Origin of the sequence: Kitasatospora sp. NPDC057015, assembly GCF_042673745.1 — a bacterium.
GTDB lineage: Bacteria > Actinomycetota > Actinomycetes > Streptomycetales > Streptomycetaceae > Kitasatospora.
This window is the reverse complement of record NZ_JBHUSG010000002.1, coordinates 110,142-128,347: the sequence shown is the minus strand read 5'-3', so window position 1 is coordinate 128,347 and position 18,206 is coordinate 110,142. Positions and strand designations below refer to the sequence as shown.

Below are 18,206 nucleotides of genomic sequence, written 5' to 3'. Positions count from 1 at the left end.
CGGTATGACGAAACCCGCCGACGCCGCCACCGCTCACGTCTGGACCGCGCTCGGGGGCGCCGAGGCCCTGCTCGACCAGGTCTCCTTCCACGGCCCGTCCGGTCTGTCGCCCGCCCGGCTGCCGGTCCGCGAGCTGGCGCGGGCCACGGTCGCGGCCTGCTCGCTGGCGGCGGCCGAACTGGTCGCCGCCCGGGGCGGTCACGCGGTGCCCGCCGTCCGCATCGACGAGGGTGCGGTCGCCACCGCCTTCGTCAGCGAGCGCCACCTGCGGATCGACGGCCGGCCGCCGACCCTCTTCGCACCGCTGTCCGGCTTCTGGCGGAGCGCCGACGGCTGGATCCGCACCCACGCCAACTACCCCCACCACCGGGCCCGCCTGCTCGCCGCACTCGACCTCCCGGACGGCGAGGACGAGGCGGCGGTGCGACGACTGGCGGCCGCCCTGCGGGAGCTGCCGGGCGAGCAGGCCCAGGAGCGCGCGTACGCGGCGGGCGCGCTGGCCGTCGCGGTGGCGGCTCCGGGCGGCCCGGCCGGGCTGCCGCTGGTCCACGGCGCCCCCCGCGGCGCCACCGGCTCCCGGCCGCTCGCGGACGCGCCGCTGCCCTGCTCGGGTGTGCGCGTCCTGGACCTCACCCGGGTGATCGCCGGCCCGGTCGCCACCCGCACCCTGGCCCTGCTGGGCGCGGACGTCCTGCGGATCGACCCGCCCGCGCTCCCGGAGTCCTCTGACGCCCACGCCGACACCGGCTTCGGCAAGCGGTCCACCCGTCTGGACCTCGCCGCGCGCGCCGACCGGGAGGTCTTCGAGGGACTCCTCGCCACGGCCGACGTGATCGTCACCGGCTACCGCCCCGGGGCCCTGGACCGGCTCGGCCTGGCTCCGGACGCCCTGCTGGAGCGCCGCCCCGGCCTGATCGTCGGGCAGCTCGACGCCTGGGGTCCGCACGGCCCGTGGGCCGGCCGCCGCGGCTTCGACAGCCTGGTCCAGGCCGGACTCGGCATCTCCGTCGTCGAGGCGGGCCCGGACGGGCGCCCCGGCGCCCTGCCCGCCCAGGCGCTCGACCACGGCACCGGCTACCTGCTGGCCGCGGCCGTGCTGCGGGCCCTGACCGAGCGCCACGCCGGCGGCGGCGGCAGTCACCTGCGGCTCTCGCTCGCCGCCACCGCGGACTGGCTGCTGTACGGCGTCCGGGCCGCTGACGGGACCGGCTCCGCCGCCGGAGACCCCGCGGACCCGTCCGACCCGGCCCGCCGCCTGGCGGAGACCGACTCCGCACTCGGCCGCCTGCGGTACGCCCTGCCCCCGGTCGCCTATCGGGGCGGCCCCGTCGACTGGTCCCGCCCGCCCGGGCGCTGGGGAGCCGACGCCCCGGTCTGGAGCTGATCGGGCGGGAGCCGGGTGCGACCGCGGGCCGGCCCGTACGGCGTGGGCCGGCCCGTACGGCGTGGGCCGTCAGCCGGTCAGGCCGGTGACCCGCATGGTGATGTTCAGCCGCCCCCGGGCCAGGCCGGTGGCCGGGTCGCAGGTGCCCGGCCGGACCTTCGGCACGCCGTGGTAGGCGAACCTGGACGGGCCGCCGAAGACGAACAGGTCGCCGGAGGCCAGTTCGACGTCCGTCCAGGGCCGGTTGCGGTGCTCGGTGTTGCCGAACCTGAACACGCAGCTGTCGCCGATGCTCAGCGAGACCACCGGGGCGCCGGACTTCTCGTCCTTGTCCTGGTGCATCCCGAGCTTCGCCTCGCCCTCGTAGAAGTTGATCAGCGCCGTGTCCGGCGTGTAGTCCGCACCGGCGGCCGGGTCCTGGTAGGCCTCGACGAGCGCACGCCGGCCCAACTCCACCATCCAGTCGGGGAATTCGGCCACCGGCAGGCCGTTGACGTCCTCCGCGATCCGGGTGTACCGGTACGGCAGCCAGTGCCAGCCGATGCAGACCGTCCGGACCGACATCACGCCCCCGCGCGGCAGCCGGGTGTGCCGGATCGGCACGGGCCCCACGGCCCAGCCGCGGCAGGCGGCGACCAGCTCCCGCTGCCGGTCGAGGTCCAGCCAGCCCGGGACGTGCACCGCACCCGGCGCGATCTCGGTCCGGGTGCCGGAACCGTCCGGCCCGCCGGCGGGTCCGCGGTCGGGTCCGTCCCGGGGGCCGCCGTCGGGGAGGGGGAAGAGCGTGTCCACAACGCCGTCCTGTCGTTCCTTGCTGTCGGCTGTCGGCTGTCGGCTGTCGGCTGTCGGCTGTCGGCTGTCGGCTGTCGGCTGTCAGTCGTCAGTCGTCAGTCGTTCGGAGGGTGGTCGTGCGGTCGCCGTGCCGTCCGGCGAGGTCCTGCGCACCCGCCCCGGTACCGAGGATGCCCCGATCCCGGTCAGCGGGCCAGGGCGGCTGCCGCGCCCTCCAGGACGAGCAGCCGTCGCTTGCGCTCCGTACCACCGGCGTAGCCCGTCAGCGAGCCGTCCGCGCCGATCACCCGGTGGCAGGGGCGGACGATCATCAACGGGTTGGCGCCGTTGGCCGAGCCCACGGCCCGAGCCCCGTTCGGCAGGCCCAGGTCGGCGGCCAGCCGGCCGTAGGTGGTGGTCGTCCCGTACGGGATGGCGTCCAGGGCCTGCCAGACCCGGCGCTGGAAGTCGGTTCCGGTGACGGTGCACTCCAGGTCGAACTCGGTCAGGTCGCCGTCGAAGTACCGGGCGAACCGGTCGGCGACCACGTCGAAGGCCGCCGGGTCGTGCCGCCAGTCGGGGCGGACGGTCACCGCCCGCCTCGTCCCCGGTACGCAGGCGGCCGCCAGCGCGGTGCCGCCGACCGCCGTGGCGGACTCCTCGCCCACCAGGAGCAGCGGCCCCAGGGGGCTGTCGATCGTCGTGTGGACAGTCATGAGTCGTCGTTCCGTTCCTCTGCGTCCTCGGTGTCCCTGCGACCACTCTGGGGGATTCGCCGGGGAATGTCCGGCGGGAATCGGACATGACCGTGCCCGGCCGAACGCCGGCGTGATCGGGAGATCGCCCCTTGGTCATCAGGGCTTCACCCGTAACGCCCCTCGTGTCAGTAGGATCTGACGATATGACTCATGCAGGGTGGGGGAGCCCTTCGGTCGAGCAGCTCCGCCACCACTACATCGTGTGCGGTGGCAACGCGCTCGCCCATCGGCTGGTGCTGGAGCTCGTCGAGCACTACGACGTACCGGTGGTCGCCCTCGTCCCCGACCGCACCCGGGACCACGCCCCGCGGATCGAGCGGATACCCGGCGTCGCGGCGGTGGTCGAGTACGCCAGCCTCAGCGACGAGGCGCTGCGGGCCGCAGGTGTGCAGACCGCGCGCGGCATCGCGCTGGTCGACGGCAGCGACCAGGACCACATCCACGCCGCACTCGGTGCCCAGGGTGCCAACCCCGGCATCCGGATCGTGCTGCGGATGTTCAACCAGCGCCTGGGCGAGAACATCGAGGGCCTGTTGCGCAACGGCACCGCGCTGTCCGGCTCGGCCACCGCCGCCCCCGCCTTCGCCAACGCGGCGCTGGCCCGCCCCAACTCCGTGCGGGTCGGCGACCGCTTCCTCTACGTCGCCTACGACGAGGACATCGACTCCGGCCAGGTCTGCGTGGTCGCCGACCGGATCGACCGCCAGGACCTCGGACGGCTGCGCCTGCTCCCCGACCTGGGCGGCCGCTCGGCCGAGTTCATCGAGCTCGCCCGGCGGTTCGGTGACGACGGCCCGGTCCGCCGCGGCGTCCCGCAGACCACGGACCCCGCCACCCCGAGCACCGTCCCCCCGGCCGGCGAGCCGACCCCCGTGAGCAGCCCGGCGGTCGAGGCGGCCCCGGCGGACCCGACGGTCGAGGCCGATCCAGCGGCACTCCCGCAGCCGGCAGCCGTCCCGGAGTCCGGACCGGACGCAGGCCCCGCACCGGACGCGGACTCCGCACCGGACGCGGACCCCGGACCGGACCCGGAGCCGGAGCACGTCACCGACCCCGCGGCCGGTGTCGCGGCCCTGCAGACCCTGCCCACCGAGCCGGTGATCCGGATCCCGTGGGTGCGCCGGATGCGCTGGCGACTGCTGGACACCCTGCGCTACGTGACCAGCGCCCGGCTGCGGCTGGTGCTGCTCACCGCGCTCGCCGCCGTCCTGTTCTCCTTCGGCGTGATCTGGTACCTCAACCGCGACTTCGGCTGGACGCTCTACCTGTCCCTGCTGGACCTGGCCGGTGCCGCACAGCCCGACCAGCCCGGTGGCGCCGGCGGCGGCACGGGCGGGACCTGGCAGCGGGTGGCGCAGGTCGTCATCACCTTCTGCGGCATCACCTTCGCGCCGGTGGCCACGGCGATCATGGTGGAGGTGCTGGCCTCCGGGCGGCGCGGGCAGGCCCGCAACCCCGGTGCCGGCACCCGTGAGCACGTCGTGGTGGTCGGCCTCGGCAACGTGGGCACCCGGGTGGCGGCCCTGGTGCACGAGCTGGGCGTCCCGGTGGTGGGGGTGGAGCGGGATCCGCAGGCCCGCGGCATCGCGGCCCTCCGCACCCTGGGCATCCCCGTGGTGGTCGGCGACGCCCCGCTGGAGACCCAGCTGCGCCGCGCCCGGATCCACCGGGCCCGGGCGGTGGTCGCCGTGACCAACGACGACGCGGCCAACCTGGAGGCGGCCCTGGAGGCCCGGGCGATCACCCCGGGGCTGCGGGTGGTCGTCCGGCTCTTCGACGACGACTTCGCCCACCACGTCTACGCCACGCTGGACAACGCGGCCTCGCGCTCGGTCTCCTACCTGTCGGCCCCGGCCTTCGCCGCGGCCCTGATGGGACGCGAGGTGCTGGGCACGCTGTCGGTGTTCCGGCACGTCCTGCTGATCGCCGAACTACGGGCCGACGAGGGCACCGGGCTGGTGGGCATGGACCAGCACGACATCGAGGACCCGGGCGGCGTGCGGGTGCTGGCCGTCCGTACGGCCCGCCGCCCCCGGGACCACCTGTGGAACTACGCCGACCGCACCCGGCGACTGCTGCCCGGCGACCGCATCGTGGTCGCCGCCACCCGCAGCGGCCTGGCGCGCCTCAACACGCCGGTGGCGAGCGGCGACTGACACCGTGCTCCGCCCCGGCCCCGCCCGGGAACGGGCGGAGCCGACGGCGCGGGACGTCGGCCCGGAGCCGTACCCCCGCGCCGGGCTCGTCGGGTACCGCCCCGGGCTCGTCCGGTACTGAGCCGGGCTCGTCGGGTACCGCCCAGGGCTCAGCGGTGCCGGAAGTCCGGCGTGCGCTTCTCGGCGAAGGCGGCCATGCCCTCCTTCTGGTCCGAGGTCGCGAACGCCGCGTGGAACAGCCGGCGCTCGAAGCGGACGCCCTCCGCCAGGGTGGTCTCGAACGCCCGGTTCACGCTCTCCTTCATCATGATCGCGGCCGGGGCGGACATCGCGGCGACCGTCTCGGCGACCGCCATCGCCTCGTCGAGCAGGTCCGCGGCGGGGACGACCCTGGAGACCAGGCCGGCCCGCTCGGCCTCCTCGGCGCCCATCATCCGGCCGGTCAGGCACAGCTCCATCGCCTTGGCCTTGCCGATGGCCCGGGTCAGCCGCTGCGAGCCGCCGATGCCGGGGATGACGCCGAGCTTGATCTCCGGCTGCCCGAACTTGGCGGTGTCGGCGGCGAGCAGGATGTCGCAGAGCATCGCCAGCTCGCACCCGCCGCCCAGGGCGAACCCGGCCACCGCGGCCACGACCGGCTTGCGCAGCTGACCGAGGCGGTCCCACGGGCCGAGCCAGTCGTCCAGGTAGACGTCGGGGAAGGCGTTGCCCTGCATCTCCTTGATGTCCGCGCCCGCCGCGAAGGCCTTCTCCGAGCCGGTGATGACCAGACAGCCGATCTCCGGGTCGCGGTCGAAGGCGGTGGCCGCGGTGACCACCTCGTTCATCAGCCGGTTGTTGAGCGCGTTCAGCGCCTTCGGGCGGTTGAGGGTGATCAGGCCGACCCGGCCCTTGCGCTCGACGAGGATCGTCTCGTACTCGGTCGACGTGTGATCGGTCGTCGTGTGATCGGTCATCGCCATTGACTCCCATTCCTGCTCTCGCGGCACGCGGTGCGCCCTGACGGTCCCACGATCTCCGACCGGCCCGGCCTCGCGCCAGTCTTGGCATGCGAGACGGTGGTCACCAGCCCGGGCCCGTACGACGGCGCGTCAGGCCAGCCCGAGTTCGTCCGCGCCGCGGGGGGCGAAGAAGCGGGCCACCGCGGCCTCGGAGACCTCGGCGAGGGTGGCGGGCGACCAGTGCGGGTCGCGGTCCTTGTCGACCACCTGGGCCCGGATGCCCTCGACCAGGTCGGGGGCGTCCAACGCGGCGCAGGAGACCCGGTACTCCTGGTCGAGGACGGCCTCCAGCGTGGCGAGTCCCCGGGCCCGGCGCAGCGCGGCGAGGGTGACCTTGAGCGCGGTCGGGGACTTGGACAGGATCTGTTCGGCGGCCTCCTTGGCCTCCGGGACCCCGGTGGCGAGCAGCCGCTCGACGATCTCCTCGACGGTGTCCGCCGCGTAGCACGGGTCGATCCAGCCGCGGTGGCCGGCGAGGGCGGCGGGCGGGGCCGGCTCGGCGAACTCCCGCAGGGCCTCGGCCGGGTCGGTGTCCGCCAGCGCCTCGGTGAACGCGGCCAGTCGCCGGCCGGGCACGAAGTGGTCGGCGAAGCCGCAGAGCAGGGCGTCGCCCGCGTCCATGGCGCCGGCCGTCAGGCCCAGGTGGGTGCCCAGGCCGCCGGGGGCGCAGGCCAGCAGCAGGCTCCCGCCGACGTCCGGGACGAGCCCGATCCTGGTCTCCGGCATCGCCACGGTGGAGCGCTCGGTGACGATCCGCACGCTGCCGTGCGCGGAGAGGCCGACCCCGCCGCCCATCGTGATGCCGTCCATCACCGCGACGTACGGCTTGGGGTAGCGCGCGATCAGCGCGTTCAGCCGGTACTCGTCCCGGAAGAACGCCCGGGCGCCCGCGCCGCCCGCCTTGGCGTCGTCGTGGATCGCCCGGATGTCCGCGCCCGCGCACAGGCCGCGCTCGCCCGCGCCGGTGAGCACGACGGCGCCGACCGAGGGGTCGGTCGCCCAGTCGTCGAGGGCGGCGCGGACGGTGGTCAGCATCCCGTGCGTCAGCGAGTTGAGGGCCCGCGGCCGGTCCAGCACGATCCGGCCGACCCGGCCGTCCCTGTGCAGCTGTACCTCGGTGGTCATCGGGCCGCTCCCGTCCGCTCGGTGCCGGTGCAAGATCTCCCGACACGGTACCCGGCCGGCCGCCGACGGGGTCGGGGCCGGCCGGGAGGCACGGTCGGGCCGGTCAGTCAGGGCAGGACGCGGCCGGTGACCTCGCCGAAGCCGATCACGGTCCCGTCCGGACCGGGGGCGGTGGCGGTGATGGTGACCTCGTCGTCGTTCTCCAGGAACGCCCGGGCGCTGCCGTCGGGCAGCTTGACCGGGTTCTCGCCGTTCCAGGTGAGCTCGATCAGGGCGCCGCGGGTCTCCGGCTCGGGGCCGCTGACCGTGCCGGAGGCGAACAGGTCGCCGGTGCGCAGCGAGGCGCCGTTGGCGGTCATCTGCGCGAGCTGCTGGGCGCCGGTCCAGTACATGGTGGCGAACGGCGGGCGCGAGACGGTGTGGCCGTTGAGCCGGACCTCCATCGAGAGGTCCAGGCCCCAGGGCTCGGCCGCGCGGTCGTCCAGGTACGGCAGCGGCTCGACGTCACGGGCCGGCGGGGCCACCCGGGCGTGCTCCAGGGCCTCCAGCGGGACGATCCACGGCGAGACGGAGGTGGCGAAGGACTTGCCGAGGAAGGGGCCGAGCGGCACGTACTCCCAGGCCTGGATGTCGCGCGCGGACCAGTCGTTGACCAGGCAGACGCCGAAGACGTGGTCCGCGAAGGCGTCCATCGGCACCGGGGTGCCGAGCGCGGACGGCGTGCCGACGACGAAGCCGACCTCCGCCTCGATGTCCAGCCGGCGGGTCGGCCCGAAGTCCGGCACCGCGTCGGCGGGTGCCTTGCGCTGCCCGTGCGGGCGCACCACGGGCGTGCCGGAGACCACGACGGTGCCCGCCCGCCCGTGGTAACCGATCGGCAGGTGCTTCCAGTTGGGGGTGAGCGGCTCGGCGCCGGGGCGGAAGATCCGGCCGAGGTTGGTGGCGTGGTGCTCCGAGGCGTAGAAGTCCACGTAGTCGGCGACCTCGAACGGCAGGTGCATGGTGGCCTCGGCCACCGGCACCAGCAGCGGGGAGAGGGCGTCCCGGTAGGACTCGTCGGTGAGCCAGTCGGTCAGCCCGGCGCGGATCTGCGCCCAGGCCGGCCGGCCCGCGGCCAGCAGGGGGTTGAGCGAGTCGGCGTCCAGCAGCACCGAGGGCACCCCGGCGGCCCGGGCGGCGCCGCCGGCGTCCAGCACGAAGTCGCCGATCCGCACGCCGATCCGGCGCCGGCCCGGGCGGGCGTCCGTGCTGAACACCCCGTACGGGAGGTTGTGCACGCCGAACGGCGAGTCCTGTGCGGAGGCGAGCCAGGGGCGGGCGGTGGTCAACGGTCCTCCAGGTGCGGGGGCGGTGCGGGGGGCGTCAGCAGGCCGAGGCCGGCCAGGTCCTCCAGCGGCTCGGCGATGCTGCAGGTGCCGAAGGCGGTGAAGGACGAACGGATCAGCCAGGACTGACTGGCCGTCAGTGCGGATGCGGCGCCCGCGAGGATACCCCCCGAGCGTTCCCGCAGGGCCAGTACCGCGCCTTCTCGGCCGTCGCGGTGCGCGGCCAGGGCGGCCAGCAGGACGTTCAGGAAGCCGTGGTGCTCGAACCCGGTGGCCGGATCGGTGTGCCGGACGGCGTGGTGGAGCCCGGCGGTGCACTTGTACGGGACGGCCCGCTCGGCGCAGCCCGTCAGGAAGGCGGCCAGCTCGGCCTCGTCGGGGAAGGCCTCGGGGCTCAGCCCGCCGGTACGGAACTTGGCCCGGTACGGCGTCCCGGCGAGGATGTCGAGGGCGTCCTCCAGGCCCGGGCCGCGGGGGAGTTCGACGGCGGCGGGGACGTCGGGGGGCAACTGCGCGTCGAGCGCGGCGACGGCCGCCCGGACGTCCGCCACCGCCGTTCCCACGCCGCCGAGTTCGACGCCCGCGAGCTCGACGCCGGCCGACTCGGGCCCCTCCGGCTCGAACGCCGCGACGGCCTTGAGGGCGGCCGACAGGCTGGTGCTGCCCCCCGGCAGCACCAGCCCGACCCGCAGCGGCCCGCCCGCCAGGTACGGCAACTCGTCGAGCCGGGCGGCCCCGCAGAGGAAGGGGCCGACCGCGTCCGCGTACCAGGACGCGCGGTGCGTGCGGTGCGCGGGCACCGCCAGGGCGAGCGGCAGGTCACCCGGGGGGAAGACCGCCGCGTCGTCGAACAGGCCCCGGAACAGGTCCGGGACGCCCCCGGTCGGCGCCTGCCCGGTCACCGGCCGGGCCCCCGCCCGGACCAGGTCCAGGCGTAGCCCGGGTCCTCGGTGGCCCGGCCGCCCTCGCCCAGCTCCAGCGGGCGGAAGGTGTCCACCATCACGGCGAGTTCGTCGAAGAACTCGGCGCCGATGCTGCGCTCGTACGCGCCGGGCTGCGGCCCGTGGGTGTGGCCCCCGGGGTGCAGCGAGATCGAGCCCTGGGCGATGCCCGAGCCCTTGCGGGCGGCGTAGTCCCCGCCGCAGTAGAACATCACCTCGTCGCTGTCCACGTTGGAGTGGTAGTACGGCACCGGGATCGACAGCGGGTGGTAGTCCACCTTGCGCGGCACGAAGTTGCAGATCACGAAGCCGTTGCCCTCGAACACCTGGTGCGCGGGCGGCGGTTGGTGGATCCGGCCGGTGATCGGCTCGTAGTCGGCGATGTTGAACGCGTACGGGTACAGGCAGCCGTCCCAGCCGACCACGTCGAACGGGTGGTGCGGCACGGTGTAGCGGGTGCCCGAGATCCCGTCCGGTCCGCGGTGCTTGACCAGCACGTCCACGTCCGCGCCCTCGACCAGCAGCGGTCCGGACGGGCCGCGCAGGTCGCGCTCGCAGTAGGGGGCGTGCTCCAGCAGCTGACCGTACTTGGAGAGGTAGCGCTTGACCGGGGTGATGTGGCTGTTGGCCTCGATGCAGTACGCCCGCAGCGGCTCGTCCCCGGTGGGGACCCAGCGGTGGGTGGTGGCCCGGGGGATGATCACGTAGTCGCCCCGGCCGACCTCCAGCGAGCCGAAGACCGTCTCCACCGTGCCCGCGCCGGACTCCACGTAGACGCACTCGTCGCCGAGCCCGTTGCGGTACAGCTCGCTGGGCGCGCCCGCGGCGACGTAGCTGATCCGGACGTCGGCGTTGCCGAGGACGAGCCGGCGCCCGGCGACCACGTCGGCGGACTTCCAGTCCTGCCCGGCGAACAGCTCGTGCAGCTTGAGGTGGCGCGGCAGCAGCGGGTGGTTGGGCACGGTGGCCTGGTCGGGCAGCTCCCACGGCACGGCGTCCACGATGGCCGACGGGATTCCCCGGTGGTAGAGCAGCGAGGAGTCCGAGGAGAAGCCCTCCTCGCCCATCAGCTCCTCGTAGTACAGCCCGCCCTCGGGGGTGCGGTGCTGGGTGTGCCGCTTGGGCGGAATGCTGCCCAGCTGCCGGTAGTGCGCCATGGTCCGCTCTCCCTTGAGCCGATCGAGGCCGGTCAGGTGGGCCGGCCGGGGCGGGTGCCCCGGCCGGCCGGTGCTCCCGGTCAGAGGTTGCCGCGACGGTCCTGCTCGCGCTCGATGGACTCGAAGAGCGCCTTGAAGTTGCCCTTGCCGAAGCCCAGCGAACCGTGCCGCTCGATGAACTCGAAGAACACCGTCGGCCGGTCGCCCTGCGGCTTGGTGAAGATCTGCAGCAGGTAGCCGTCCTCGTCACGATCGACCAGGATGCCGCGCTTCTTGAGCTCCTCGACCGGCACCCGGACGTGGCCGATCCGGGCCCGCAGCTCCGGGTCGTCGTAGTACGAGTCGGGGGTGTTGAGGAACTCCACGCCGCGCGAGCGGAGCACGTCCACGGTGGTGAGGATGTCGTTGGTGGCGAGCGCCAGGTGCTGGCAGCCGGGGCCGCCGTAGAACTCCAGGTACTCGTCGATCTGCGACTTCTTCTTGGCCACGGCGGGCTCGTTGAGCGGGAACTTCACCCGGTGGTTGCCGCTGGCGACCACCTTGGACATCAGCGCCGAGTACTCGGTGGCGATGTCGTCCCCCACGAACTCGGCCATGTTCACGAAGCCCATGACCTTGTTGTAGAAGCCCACCCACTCGTTCATGTGCCCGAGCTCGACGTTGCCGACCGCGTGGTCGAGCGCCTGGAACAGCCGCTTGGGCGCACCCTCGGGGCGCTCCACCTTGGTCTCGGCGGCGACGTAGCCCGGCAGGTACGGCCCGCGGTAGCGGGAGCGGTCCACCAGGGTGTGGCGGGTCTCGCCGTAGGTGGCGATCGCGGCCCGGCGCACGGTGCCGTTCTCGTCCGAGACGTCGTTCGGCTCCTCCAGGATCCGGGCGCCCTGGGCGCGGGCGTGCGCGATGCACTTGTCCACGTCGGGGACCTCGATCGCCAGGTCGACCACGCCGTCGCCGTGGCGGCGGTGGTGCTCCAGCAGCGGGCTGTCCGGGGCGACGCCGCCCTTGACCACGAAGCGGCAGGAGCCGGAGCGCAGCACGAAGGACTTGCGGTCCCGGCGGCCGGTCTCGGGGCCGGAGTAGGCCACCAGCTCCATCCCGAAGACGGCCTGGTACAGCTGGGCCGTCAGGGTGGCGTTGCCGACGACGAAGACCACCGCGTCCTGGGCGATCACCGGGAAGGGGTCGTCGGCGGGGTCGTGCTCGACCAGGCCCACCAGGCGGCGCAGCTGCTCGGCGTCGAGGCCGGCCTCGCGCTCCTCGGGGGTCAGCTCAAGGGCGTGTGACTGGGTGGTCATCGGTCTTCCTCCGCAGTGAGGCGTCCGCGCCGCAGGGGTGGGCGGTGCGGTTGATCGCCGAGCTTGCTCCAGCCGGGCGGATTGCACAACAGGTCGGGAATCCACTGCTCAATGTGTACAAGGTGAGCAGGAAATCGGCCGCTCCACTGCGCAGATTGCCCGGTGTCCGGCCGGGGTCCCTCCGGCCCGGCGGAGCACCGGGGCCGGGCGGGAGCCCGGTTCACGGCCCGTCCGCCCCGGGGCCGGGGGGCGGTGCGAGGTACCGCAGGAACCAGTCGCGCGCGAGGCCGGCGGCCGCCTCCAGCGTCCCCGGCTCCTCGAACAGGTGGGTGGCGTGCGGCACCACCGCCAGCTCGCTGGGGCACCGCAGCCGCTCCCGCGCCTGCTCGTTGAGCTCGATCACCACCTGATCACGACCGCCGACGATCAGCAGCGTCGGCGCCTCCACTCGGCCGAGCCAGGATCCGGCCAGATCCGGGCGCCCGCCCCGGGACACCACGGCGCCCGCCCGCGCGCCGTCCTGCGCGGCGGCCCAGAGCGCGGCGGCGGCGCCCGTACTGGCCCCGAAGTAGCCGACCGGCAGCCCGGGCGCCCAGTGCCCGCCGACCAGCCGGTCGGTGACCGCGGCCAGCCGGCCGCCGAGCAGCCGCACGTCGAACACCTTGTGCCGGTCGGGCTCCTCGGCCTCGGTGAGCAGGTCGAACAGCAGGGTGGCCAGCCCGGCGCGGTTCAGCACCTCGGCGACGAAGCGGTTGCGCGGGCTGTGCCGGCTGCTGCCGCTGCCGTGGGCGAAGACCACCACGCCGGCGGCGCCGGCCGGTACGGTGAGCCGCCCGCCGAGCCGGCCGCCGTCGACCGGCACGGTGACCTCGCGGTCCACGGCCTCGGGGGCGGTGCCGCCGGAGCCCGTCGCGGCGGGGCCGGCCGACCCTGCGGCGGCGGCCTCGCGGCCGGCGAAGCGGGCCAGGCAGCGCAGGACCTCCGCGTCCTCGGTCTGGGTGAAGTCCTGGTAGAACTCGCCGATCGCGAAGAAGGGCGACGGCATGGCCACGCACACCAGCTCGTCGGCGGCGTCCCCGAGCCGGCTGATCCAGTCCCTCGGCGCCACGGGTACGGCCAGCACCACCCGGCCCGCGCCCCGGGCCCGGACGATGTCGCAGGCCGTCCGGGCGGTCGAGCCGGTGGCGACGCCGTCGTCGACCACCACCACCGTGCGCCCGCGCAGGTCGACGGCCGCCCGCCCGCCCCGGTAGCGCTCGACCCGTCGCCGCAGTTCGGCCCGCTCCAGGCGCTCCACCTCGGCGCTCTGCGCGGGGGAGACGCCGGCCATCCGGACCACCTGCTCGTTGATCACCCGCGCGCCGTCCTCGCCGATCGCGCCCATCCCCAGCTCCGGCTGGGACGGCACGCCCAGCTTGCGGATCACGCAGATGTCGAGCGGGGCGCCCAGCGCCTCGGCGACCTCGGCGCCCACCGGGACGCCGCCCCGGGGGAGGGCGACCACCACGACCGGCGCGCCCCGCAGGTGGTCCAGCCGGGCGGCGAGCTGCCGTCCGGCGTCCGTCCGGTCGGTGAAGTGCATACCCGTGAAGTGCATGACGGCCGCCTCCACGGTCCACGGTACGACTCGGGACGGGTCGCCGGGGAGGGGCGTCCGGTGCACGTGCCGGGGGCGGCCGGCACGGCCGGAGGGCAGGTCGGGGCCGATCGGCCGGGGTGTCCGGGGGCGGTGGCCGGGTGGGGCCGCCGGCGGCCGGCGCCCCGGTCCGCCGTCCGGATCGGGCCGTCTTCGCCGCGGTGCCCCTTGACGAAATCTTTAGGTGGCCCAATCATCATGGTCGCGTCAACTTTAGGGTGGGTCAACCGACTTCGCCCGCGAGCCACGGCGCCCTGTTCCGTTCTGCCCCACCAGAATCTGGAGCCTCCATTGAGCCAGCGCGCCCCGCGGCGATCCCGCCTGCGCCGAACCGCCCTCGCGACCGGGGCGGCCCTGACCGTCGCCGCCGTCGTCGCCGCCCCCGCCGCCCACGCCCTGCCGGCCCAGCCGCCGGCGGCGTCCGCGACGGTCCTCGCCGCGCCGGACATCCCGGTCGCCAACGTCAAGGCCCACCTGGCCCAACTGCAGTCGATAGCCACCGCCAACGGCGGCAACCGGGCCCACGGCAAGGCCGGCTACAAGGCCTCGATCGACTACGTCAAGGGCAAGTTGGACGCCGCCGGCTTCACCACCGCGCTGCAGTCCTACACCTACGGCGGCGCCACCGGCTGGAACCTGATCGCCGACTGGCCCGGCGGCGACGCCTCGCACGTCGTCATGGTCGGCGCGCACCTCGACTCGGTCACCGCCGGCCCCGGCATCAACGACGACGGCTCCGGATCGGCCGGCATCCTGGAGGCCGCGCTGGCCGTCTCCCGGGCCGCCCTGCAGCCCACCAAGCACCTGCGCTTCGGCTGGTGGGGCACCGAGGAGGCCGGCATGGTCGGCTCCAAGAACTACGTCAACAGCCTCTCCACCGCCGACCGTTCGAAGATCGAGGCGTACCTCAACTTCGACATGATCGGCTCGCCCAACCCGGGCTACTTCGTCTACGACGACGACACCGCCCTGGACCAGCTGTTCCAGACCTACTTCTCCGGCCTGGGCGTCGCCACCGAGCCCGAGACCGAGGGCGACGGCCGCTCCGACCACTCGCCGTTCAAGAACGTCGGCATCCCGGTCGGCGGCCTGTTCAGCGGCGCCGACTACATCAAGACCAGCGCCCAGGCCGCCAAGTGGGGCGGCACCTCCGGCCAGGCCTTCGACCGCTGCTACCACCAGTCCTGCGACACCTCGGCCAACATCAACGACGTCGCGCTGGACCGGATGAGCGACGCCATCGCGTACGCGCTCTGGACCCTGGGCACCGGGACGACCACCCCGCCCACCGGGACGGTCTTCGAGAACACCGCCGACGTGTCCGTCCCGGACAACGGCGCCGCCGTGACCTCCTCGGTCACCGTCACCGGCCGCACCGGGAACGCGCCCGCCGCGCTCGCCGTCGGGGTGGACATCAAGCACACCTACCGCGGTGACCTGGTGATAGACCTGGTCGCCCCGGACGGCTCCACGTACCGGCTGAAGAACTCCAGCAGCAGCGACTCCGCCGACAACGTCGTCACGACCTACACCGTGAACGCCTCCAGCGAGGTCGCCAACGGCACCTGGAAGCTCAAGGTGCAGGACGTTGCCGCGCAGGACACCGGCTACATCGACAGCTGGAAGCTCACGTTCTGAGCCGTCCGGCACCGGGCCCGCCCCGGGCGGGGGCGTCGCGAGCAGTGCGACGCCCCCGCCCGGGGTCCGGTACGTCCTGCCCTCAGCCCCGCATCTCGTACGCGCCGGCGAGGCCCTCGACCTGGGCCCAGACCCGGGCCGAGCGCCCGGCGTCCGCCACCGGGCGGCGCAGGTGCGCCAGCGCCCAGGCGGCCTGCTCCTCGCTCGCGCCCGCCTTGCCGTGCATCTCGGTGGCGTGGGTGGAGAAGTCGCGCACCAGCACGTCGAAGACCTCGTCCAGCAGGTCGCCGTCCAGACCGGTCAGCTGCGCCTGCTCCAGCACCAGCTGGCCGTAGACCACCAGCGCGAACAGCTGGCCGAGCGAGAGCAGGAAGTCCAGGTCCTGCTGCTGCTCGGGGCTCGGCGCGTGGGCGGCGAGCAGCGCGCAGAGGCCGTCGGCCTGCTCGCGGAACCGGGCCACGTTCGGCACGTGGGCGTGCGCGTCGTAGGCCGTGCGCCAGTCGTGGAAGCGGATCGCCCCGAGGCCCCGGGCCGGGCCCTGGCGGAAGAGGAACTCGTCGTCGGCGGCGTCCAGCCGGGTCGGCACCGGGGCGTACTCGGCCGGGTTGAAGAGGTAGTTGCCCATGAACTTGAGGATCAGGGCCAGGTTGACGTGGACGGTGCCCTCCAGCTTCGGCAGGCCGCGGATGTCCTTCGCCGCCTTGTCGAAGTAGGTGTCCGCCTCGAAGCCCTTGGCCGCGATGACGTCCCACATCAGGTCGATGACCTTCTCGCCCTCGGTGGTGACCTTCATCTTGGTCATCGGGTTGAAGAGCAGGTAGCGGCGGTCCTCGGGCGAGGCCGACCGGAAGTAGTCCGCGGCCCGGGCGCTGAACAGCTTCATCGCGGCGAGCCGGGCGTACGCGTCGGTCAACTCCCGGCGCACGTGCGGGAAGTCGGTGACCTTCTTGCCGTACAGCACCCGGTTGTGGGCGTGCGTGACGGCCTCGTACATCGCGTGCTCGCAGATGCCGACCGAGGCCGTGCAGAGGTTGAACTTGCCGACGTTCACGGTGTTCAGCGCGGCGTCGAAGGCGGCCTTGCCGGTGTGCAGGACGTCCTCCGCCCGCACCGGGTACGCGTCCAGGCGGAACTCGCTGACGTACATCTGCGCGTTCACCACGTTCTTGACCAGGTGGTACGCCTCGTGCCGGCTGTCGGCGGCGAAGAAGACGTAGCCCTCCGGGCCCTCCACGTCGGAGCGGCGGCCGAACACCGAGACCAGGCCGGCCACGTTGCCGTTGCCGATGTAGTACTTGGACCCGCTGGCGGTGAACCCGCCCTCGCCGTCCGGGGTGAGGATCATGTCGGTGGAGTAGATGTCGGCGCCGTGGGTGCGCTCGGACAGCCCGAAGGCCATCACGTGGCCCTCCGTCAGCAGCTTGGCGGCGCGGGCCCGGACGGCCTCGTTCTCGCTCTGCCAGACCGGGCCGAGACCCAGGATGGTGACCTGCCAGGTGTACCAGTAGCCGAGCCCGTAGAAGCCCAGGATCTCGTTCAGCTCGGCGATCCGCGCGGTGTCCCAGCGCTCGGCGCCGTCGCCCGCGGCCTCGGCCGACGGCGTCAGGAAGGCCGCGAACAGGCCCTCCTTGGCGGCGAAGTCGAGGAAGTCGCCGTACCAGGCGCGGTCGACGTAGGTGTCGATCAGGGCCTTCTTGCCGCGCGACTCGAACCAGTCGACGGTGGCGCGCAGCAGCCGGCGGGTCGGCTCGTCGAACTGGACGGGGTCATAGGTACGCGGGTTGAACAGCATGGTGTCGTCCCTGGGGGTTGAGGGTTCAGTTGCCGAGGCGGTGCAGGGTGGCGAGCACGTCGTCCAGCCAGGCGAGCGTCATCCGCTCGTACTCGATCCCGCCGCGCAGCACCACGTGCTGCAGTTCCTGGCGGGCGTCGAGCGCGGCACCGGCGGGGAAGTCGCGCCGCTCGCCGGAGAGGTAGCGGGCGAGCAGCGCCGCGTGGCCCTCCCGGTGCCGTTCGACCTCGGCGACCAGCGCGGACGGATCGTCGAAGGCGGCCGCGCGGATCTTGACCGCCAGCTCGTGCCGGACGGTCTCGGGCTCGACCGGTTCGCGCAGCCACGCCGAGAGCGCGGCCCGGCCGGGGTCGGCCGCCGAGTAGACCTTCTTGTCCGGCCGGCCGTCCTGGGCCACCTCCTCGGCGGCGATCCAGCCGTCCGCCTCCATCCGCCGCAGCACGCGGTAGATCTGCTGGTGGGTGGCGGTCCAGAAACGCCCGATGGAGCGGTCGAACCGCCGGGCCAGCTCGTATCCGGAGCCGGGCTGCTCCAGCAGCGAGACGAGGATCGCGTGCTCCAGTGCCATGCCCGCATCCTGCTATGCAACGAGTTGCATAGGCAATGCCGCCCCGCCCGGTTGAGACACAGCTCACGCGGGCCCCGCCGACGGCGTGCCCGGACGCCCGTGGTCCGAGGCCACCCGGCCCCGGGCGCCGGGCGGTAGCATCGCCGGCATGGAGCGGATCACCAGTCATCCGAACGTCCGGGCCGTCGAGGCGGCACTGCGGGCCGGCGGCGCCGAACCGGCCGTCCGGGTCCTGCCGGAGACGGCGCCGACCGCCGCGGCCGCCGCGCAGCAGCTCGGCTGCCAGGTCGGGGCGATCGCCAACAGCCTGGTCTTCGACGCCGACGGGGCCCCGCTGCTGGTGCTCACCAGCGGCGCGCACCGGGTGGACACGGCGAAGCTGGCCAGCCTGATCGGGGCCGGCCGGATCAGGCGCGCCACCCCGGACTTCGTCCGCGAGCACACCGGTCAGCCGATCGGCGGGGTCGCGCCCGTCGGTCACCCGGCCCCGGTGCGCACCCTGGTCGACGAGACGCTCGCCGGGCACCCCGAGGTGTGGGCCGCCGCCGGGCACCCGCACACGGTCTTCGCCACCACCTTCGAGCAGCTGCTCGCCCTCACCGGCGGCACCGCGGTACCGGTGAACTGAGCCGGGCCCGGCCTGCCGGGTGTTTCGGCCC

Annotated in this window: 15 protein-coding genes; 4 read left to right on the top strand and 11 right to left on the bottom strand. The window is 74.0% G+C overall.

What is annotated here, in order from left to right; genetic code table 11:
* The first annotated feature begins 4 nt into the window (after nt 1–4).
* Entirely contained in the window at nt 5–1,384 is a 1,380-nt protein-coding gene (locus ACFTWP_RS02495; protein ID WP_380261818.1) for a CoA transferase, read from the top strand.
* Between the two features lie 69 nt (nt 1,385–1,453).
* On the opposite strand, the gene ACFTWP_RS02490 is transcribed toward ACFTWP_RS02495, so the two are convergent.
* Together ACFTWP_RS02490 and ACFTWP_RS02485 are read right to left on the bottom strand one after the other, a co-directional pair.
* Nucleotides 1,454–2,080, bottom strand: a complete 627-nt coding sequence (locus ACFTWP_RS02490) for an alpha-ketoglutarate-dependent dioxygenase AlkB family protein (RefSeq protein ID WP_380262138.1) — start codon at nt 2,078–2,080, stop codon at nt 1,454–1,456.
* A 281-nt stretch (nt 2,081–2,361) separates the two neighbouring features.
* Nucleotides 2,362–2,871, bottom strand: coding sequence for a methylated-DNA--[protein]-cysteine S-methyltransferase (locus ACFTWP_RS02485; protein WP_380261816.1), 510 nt, complete (start codon nt 2,869–2,871; stop codon nt 2,362–2,364).
* Between the two features lie 185 nt (nt 2,872–3,056).
* On the opposite strand from ACFTWP_RS02485, the gene ACFTWP_RS02480 reads away from it, so the two are divergent.
* Nucleotides 3,057–5,069: an NAD-binding protein gene (locus ACFTWP_RS02480; RefSeq protein ID WP_380261814.1), complete on the top strand. Its 2,013-nt coding sequence runs from the start codon at nt 3,057–3,059 to the stop codon at nt 5,067–5,069.
* 149 nt (nt 5,070–5,218) lie between these two features.
* Here ACFTWP_RS02480 and ACFTWP_RS02475 read toward each other — a convergent pair whose 3' ends face one another.
* From ACFTWP_RS02475 to ACFTWP_RS02445, 7 genes are all read right to left on the bottom strand, one after another.
* The gene (locus tag ACFTWP_RS02475; RefSeq protein ID WP_380261812.1) at nt 5,219–6,025 is read right to left on the bottom strand and encodes an enoyl-CoA hydratase; all 807 of its coding nucleotides are present in this window, start codon (nt 6,023–6,025) and stop codon (nt 5,219–5,221) included.
* A gap of 135 nt (nt 6,026–6,160) precedes the next feature.
* Nucleotides 6,161–7,195, bottom strand: coding sequence for an enoyl-CoA hydratase/isomerase family protein (locus ACFTWP_RS02470; RefSeq protein WP_380261810.1), 1,035 nt, complete (start codon nt 7,193–7,195; stop codon nt 6,161–6,163).
* A gap of 107 nt (nt 7,196–7,302) precedes the next feature.
* Nucleotides 7,303–8,523 (bottom strand): fumarylacetoacetase, encoded by a 1,221-nt coding sequence (fahA, locus tag ACFTWP_RS02465; protein ID WP_380261808.1) that lies wholly within the window; start codon nt 8,521–8,523, stop codon nt 7,303–7,305.
* A complete protein-coding gene (locus ACFTWP_RS02460) occupies nt 8,520–9,422 on the bottom strand; it encodes a hypothetical protein (protein WP_380261806.1) in 903 nt (300 codons plus the stop codon). Before ACFTWP_RS02460 ends, fahA begins: the two co-directional genes overlap by 4 nt.
* Nucleotides 9,419–10,618, bottom strand: coding sequence for a homogentisate 1,2-dioxygenase (locus tag ACFTWP_RS02455; protein ID WP_380261804.1), 1,200 nt, complete (start codon nt 10,616–10,618; stop codon nt 9,419–9,421). Before ACFTWP_RS02455 ends, ACFTWP_RS02460 begins: the two co-directional genes overlap by 4 nt.
* 80 nt (nt 10,619–10,698) lie before the next feature.
* The gene (gene hppD / locus ACFTWP_RS02450) at nt 10,699–11,913 is read right to left on the bottom strand and encodes a 4-hydroxyphenylpyruvate dioxygenase (RefSeq protein ID WP_380261802.1); all 1,215 of its coding nucleotides are present in this window, start codon (nt 11,911–11,913) and stop codon (nt 10,699–10,701) included.
* A gap of 220 nt (nt 11,914–12,133) precedes the next feature.
* Entirely contained in the window at nt 12,134–13,495 is a 1,362-nt protein-coding gene (locus ACFTWP_RS02445) for a phosphoribosyltransferase family protein (RefSeq protein ID WP_380262136.1), read from the bottom strand.
* A 375-nt stretch (nt 13,496–13,870) separates the two neighbouring features.
* Here ACFTWP_RS02445 and ACFTWP_RS02440 point away from each other — a divergent pair, with 375 nt between their 5' ends.
* Nucleotides 13,871–15,187: a M28 family metallopeptidase gene (locus ACFTWP_RS02440; protein ID WP_380262134.1), complete on the top strand. Its 1,317-nt coding sequence runs from the start codon at nt 13,871–13,873 to the stop codon at nt 15,185–15,187.
* 82 nt (nt 15,188–15,269) lie between these two features.
* Here ACFTWP_RS02440 and ACFTWP_RS02435 read toward each other — a convergent pair whose 3' ends face one another.
* On the bottom strand, nt 15,270–16,979 hold the full coding sequence (locus tag ACFTWP_RS02435; protein ID WP_380261800.1) for an acyl-CoA dehydrogenase family protein: 1,710 nt from the start codon (nt 16,977–16,979) through the stop codon (nt 15,270–15,272).
* 25 nt (nt 16,980–17,004) lie between these two features.
* Nucleotides 17,005–17,547, bottom strand: a complete 543-nt coding sequence (locus ACFTWP_RS02430) for a PadR family transcriptional regulator (protein ID WP_380261798.1) — start codon at nt 17,545–17,547, stop codon at nt 17,005–17,007.
* 148 nt (nt 17,548–17,695) lie between these two features.
* Here ACFTWP_RS02430 and ACFTWP_RS02425 point away from each other — a divergent pair, with 148 nt between their 5' ends.
* Nucleotides 17,696–18,175 carry a YbaK/EbsC family protein gene (locus ACFTWP_RS02425; protein WP_380261796.1) on the top strand — a complete coding sequence of 160 codons (480 nt, stop codon included), beginning with the start codon at nt 17,696–17,698 and terminating at the stop codon, nt 18,173–18,175.
* Nucleotides 18,176–18,206 lie beyond the last annotated feature (31 nt).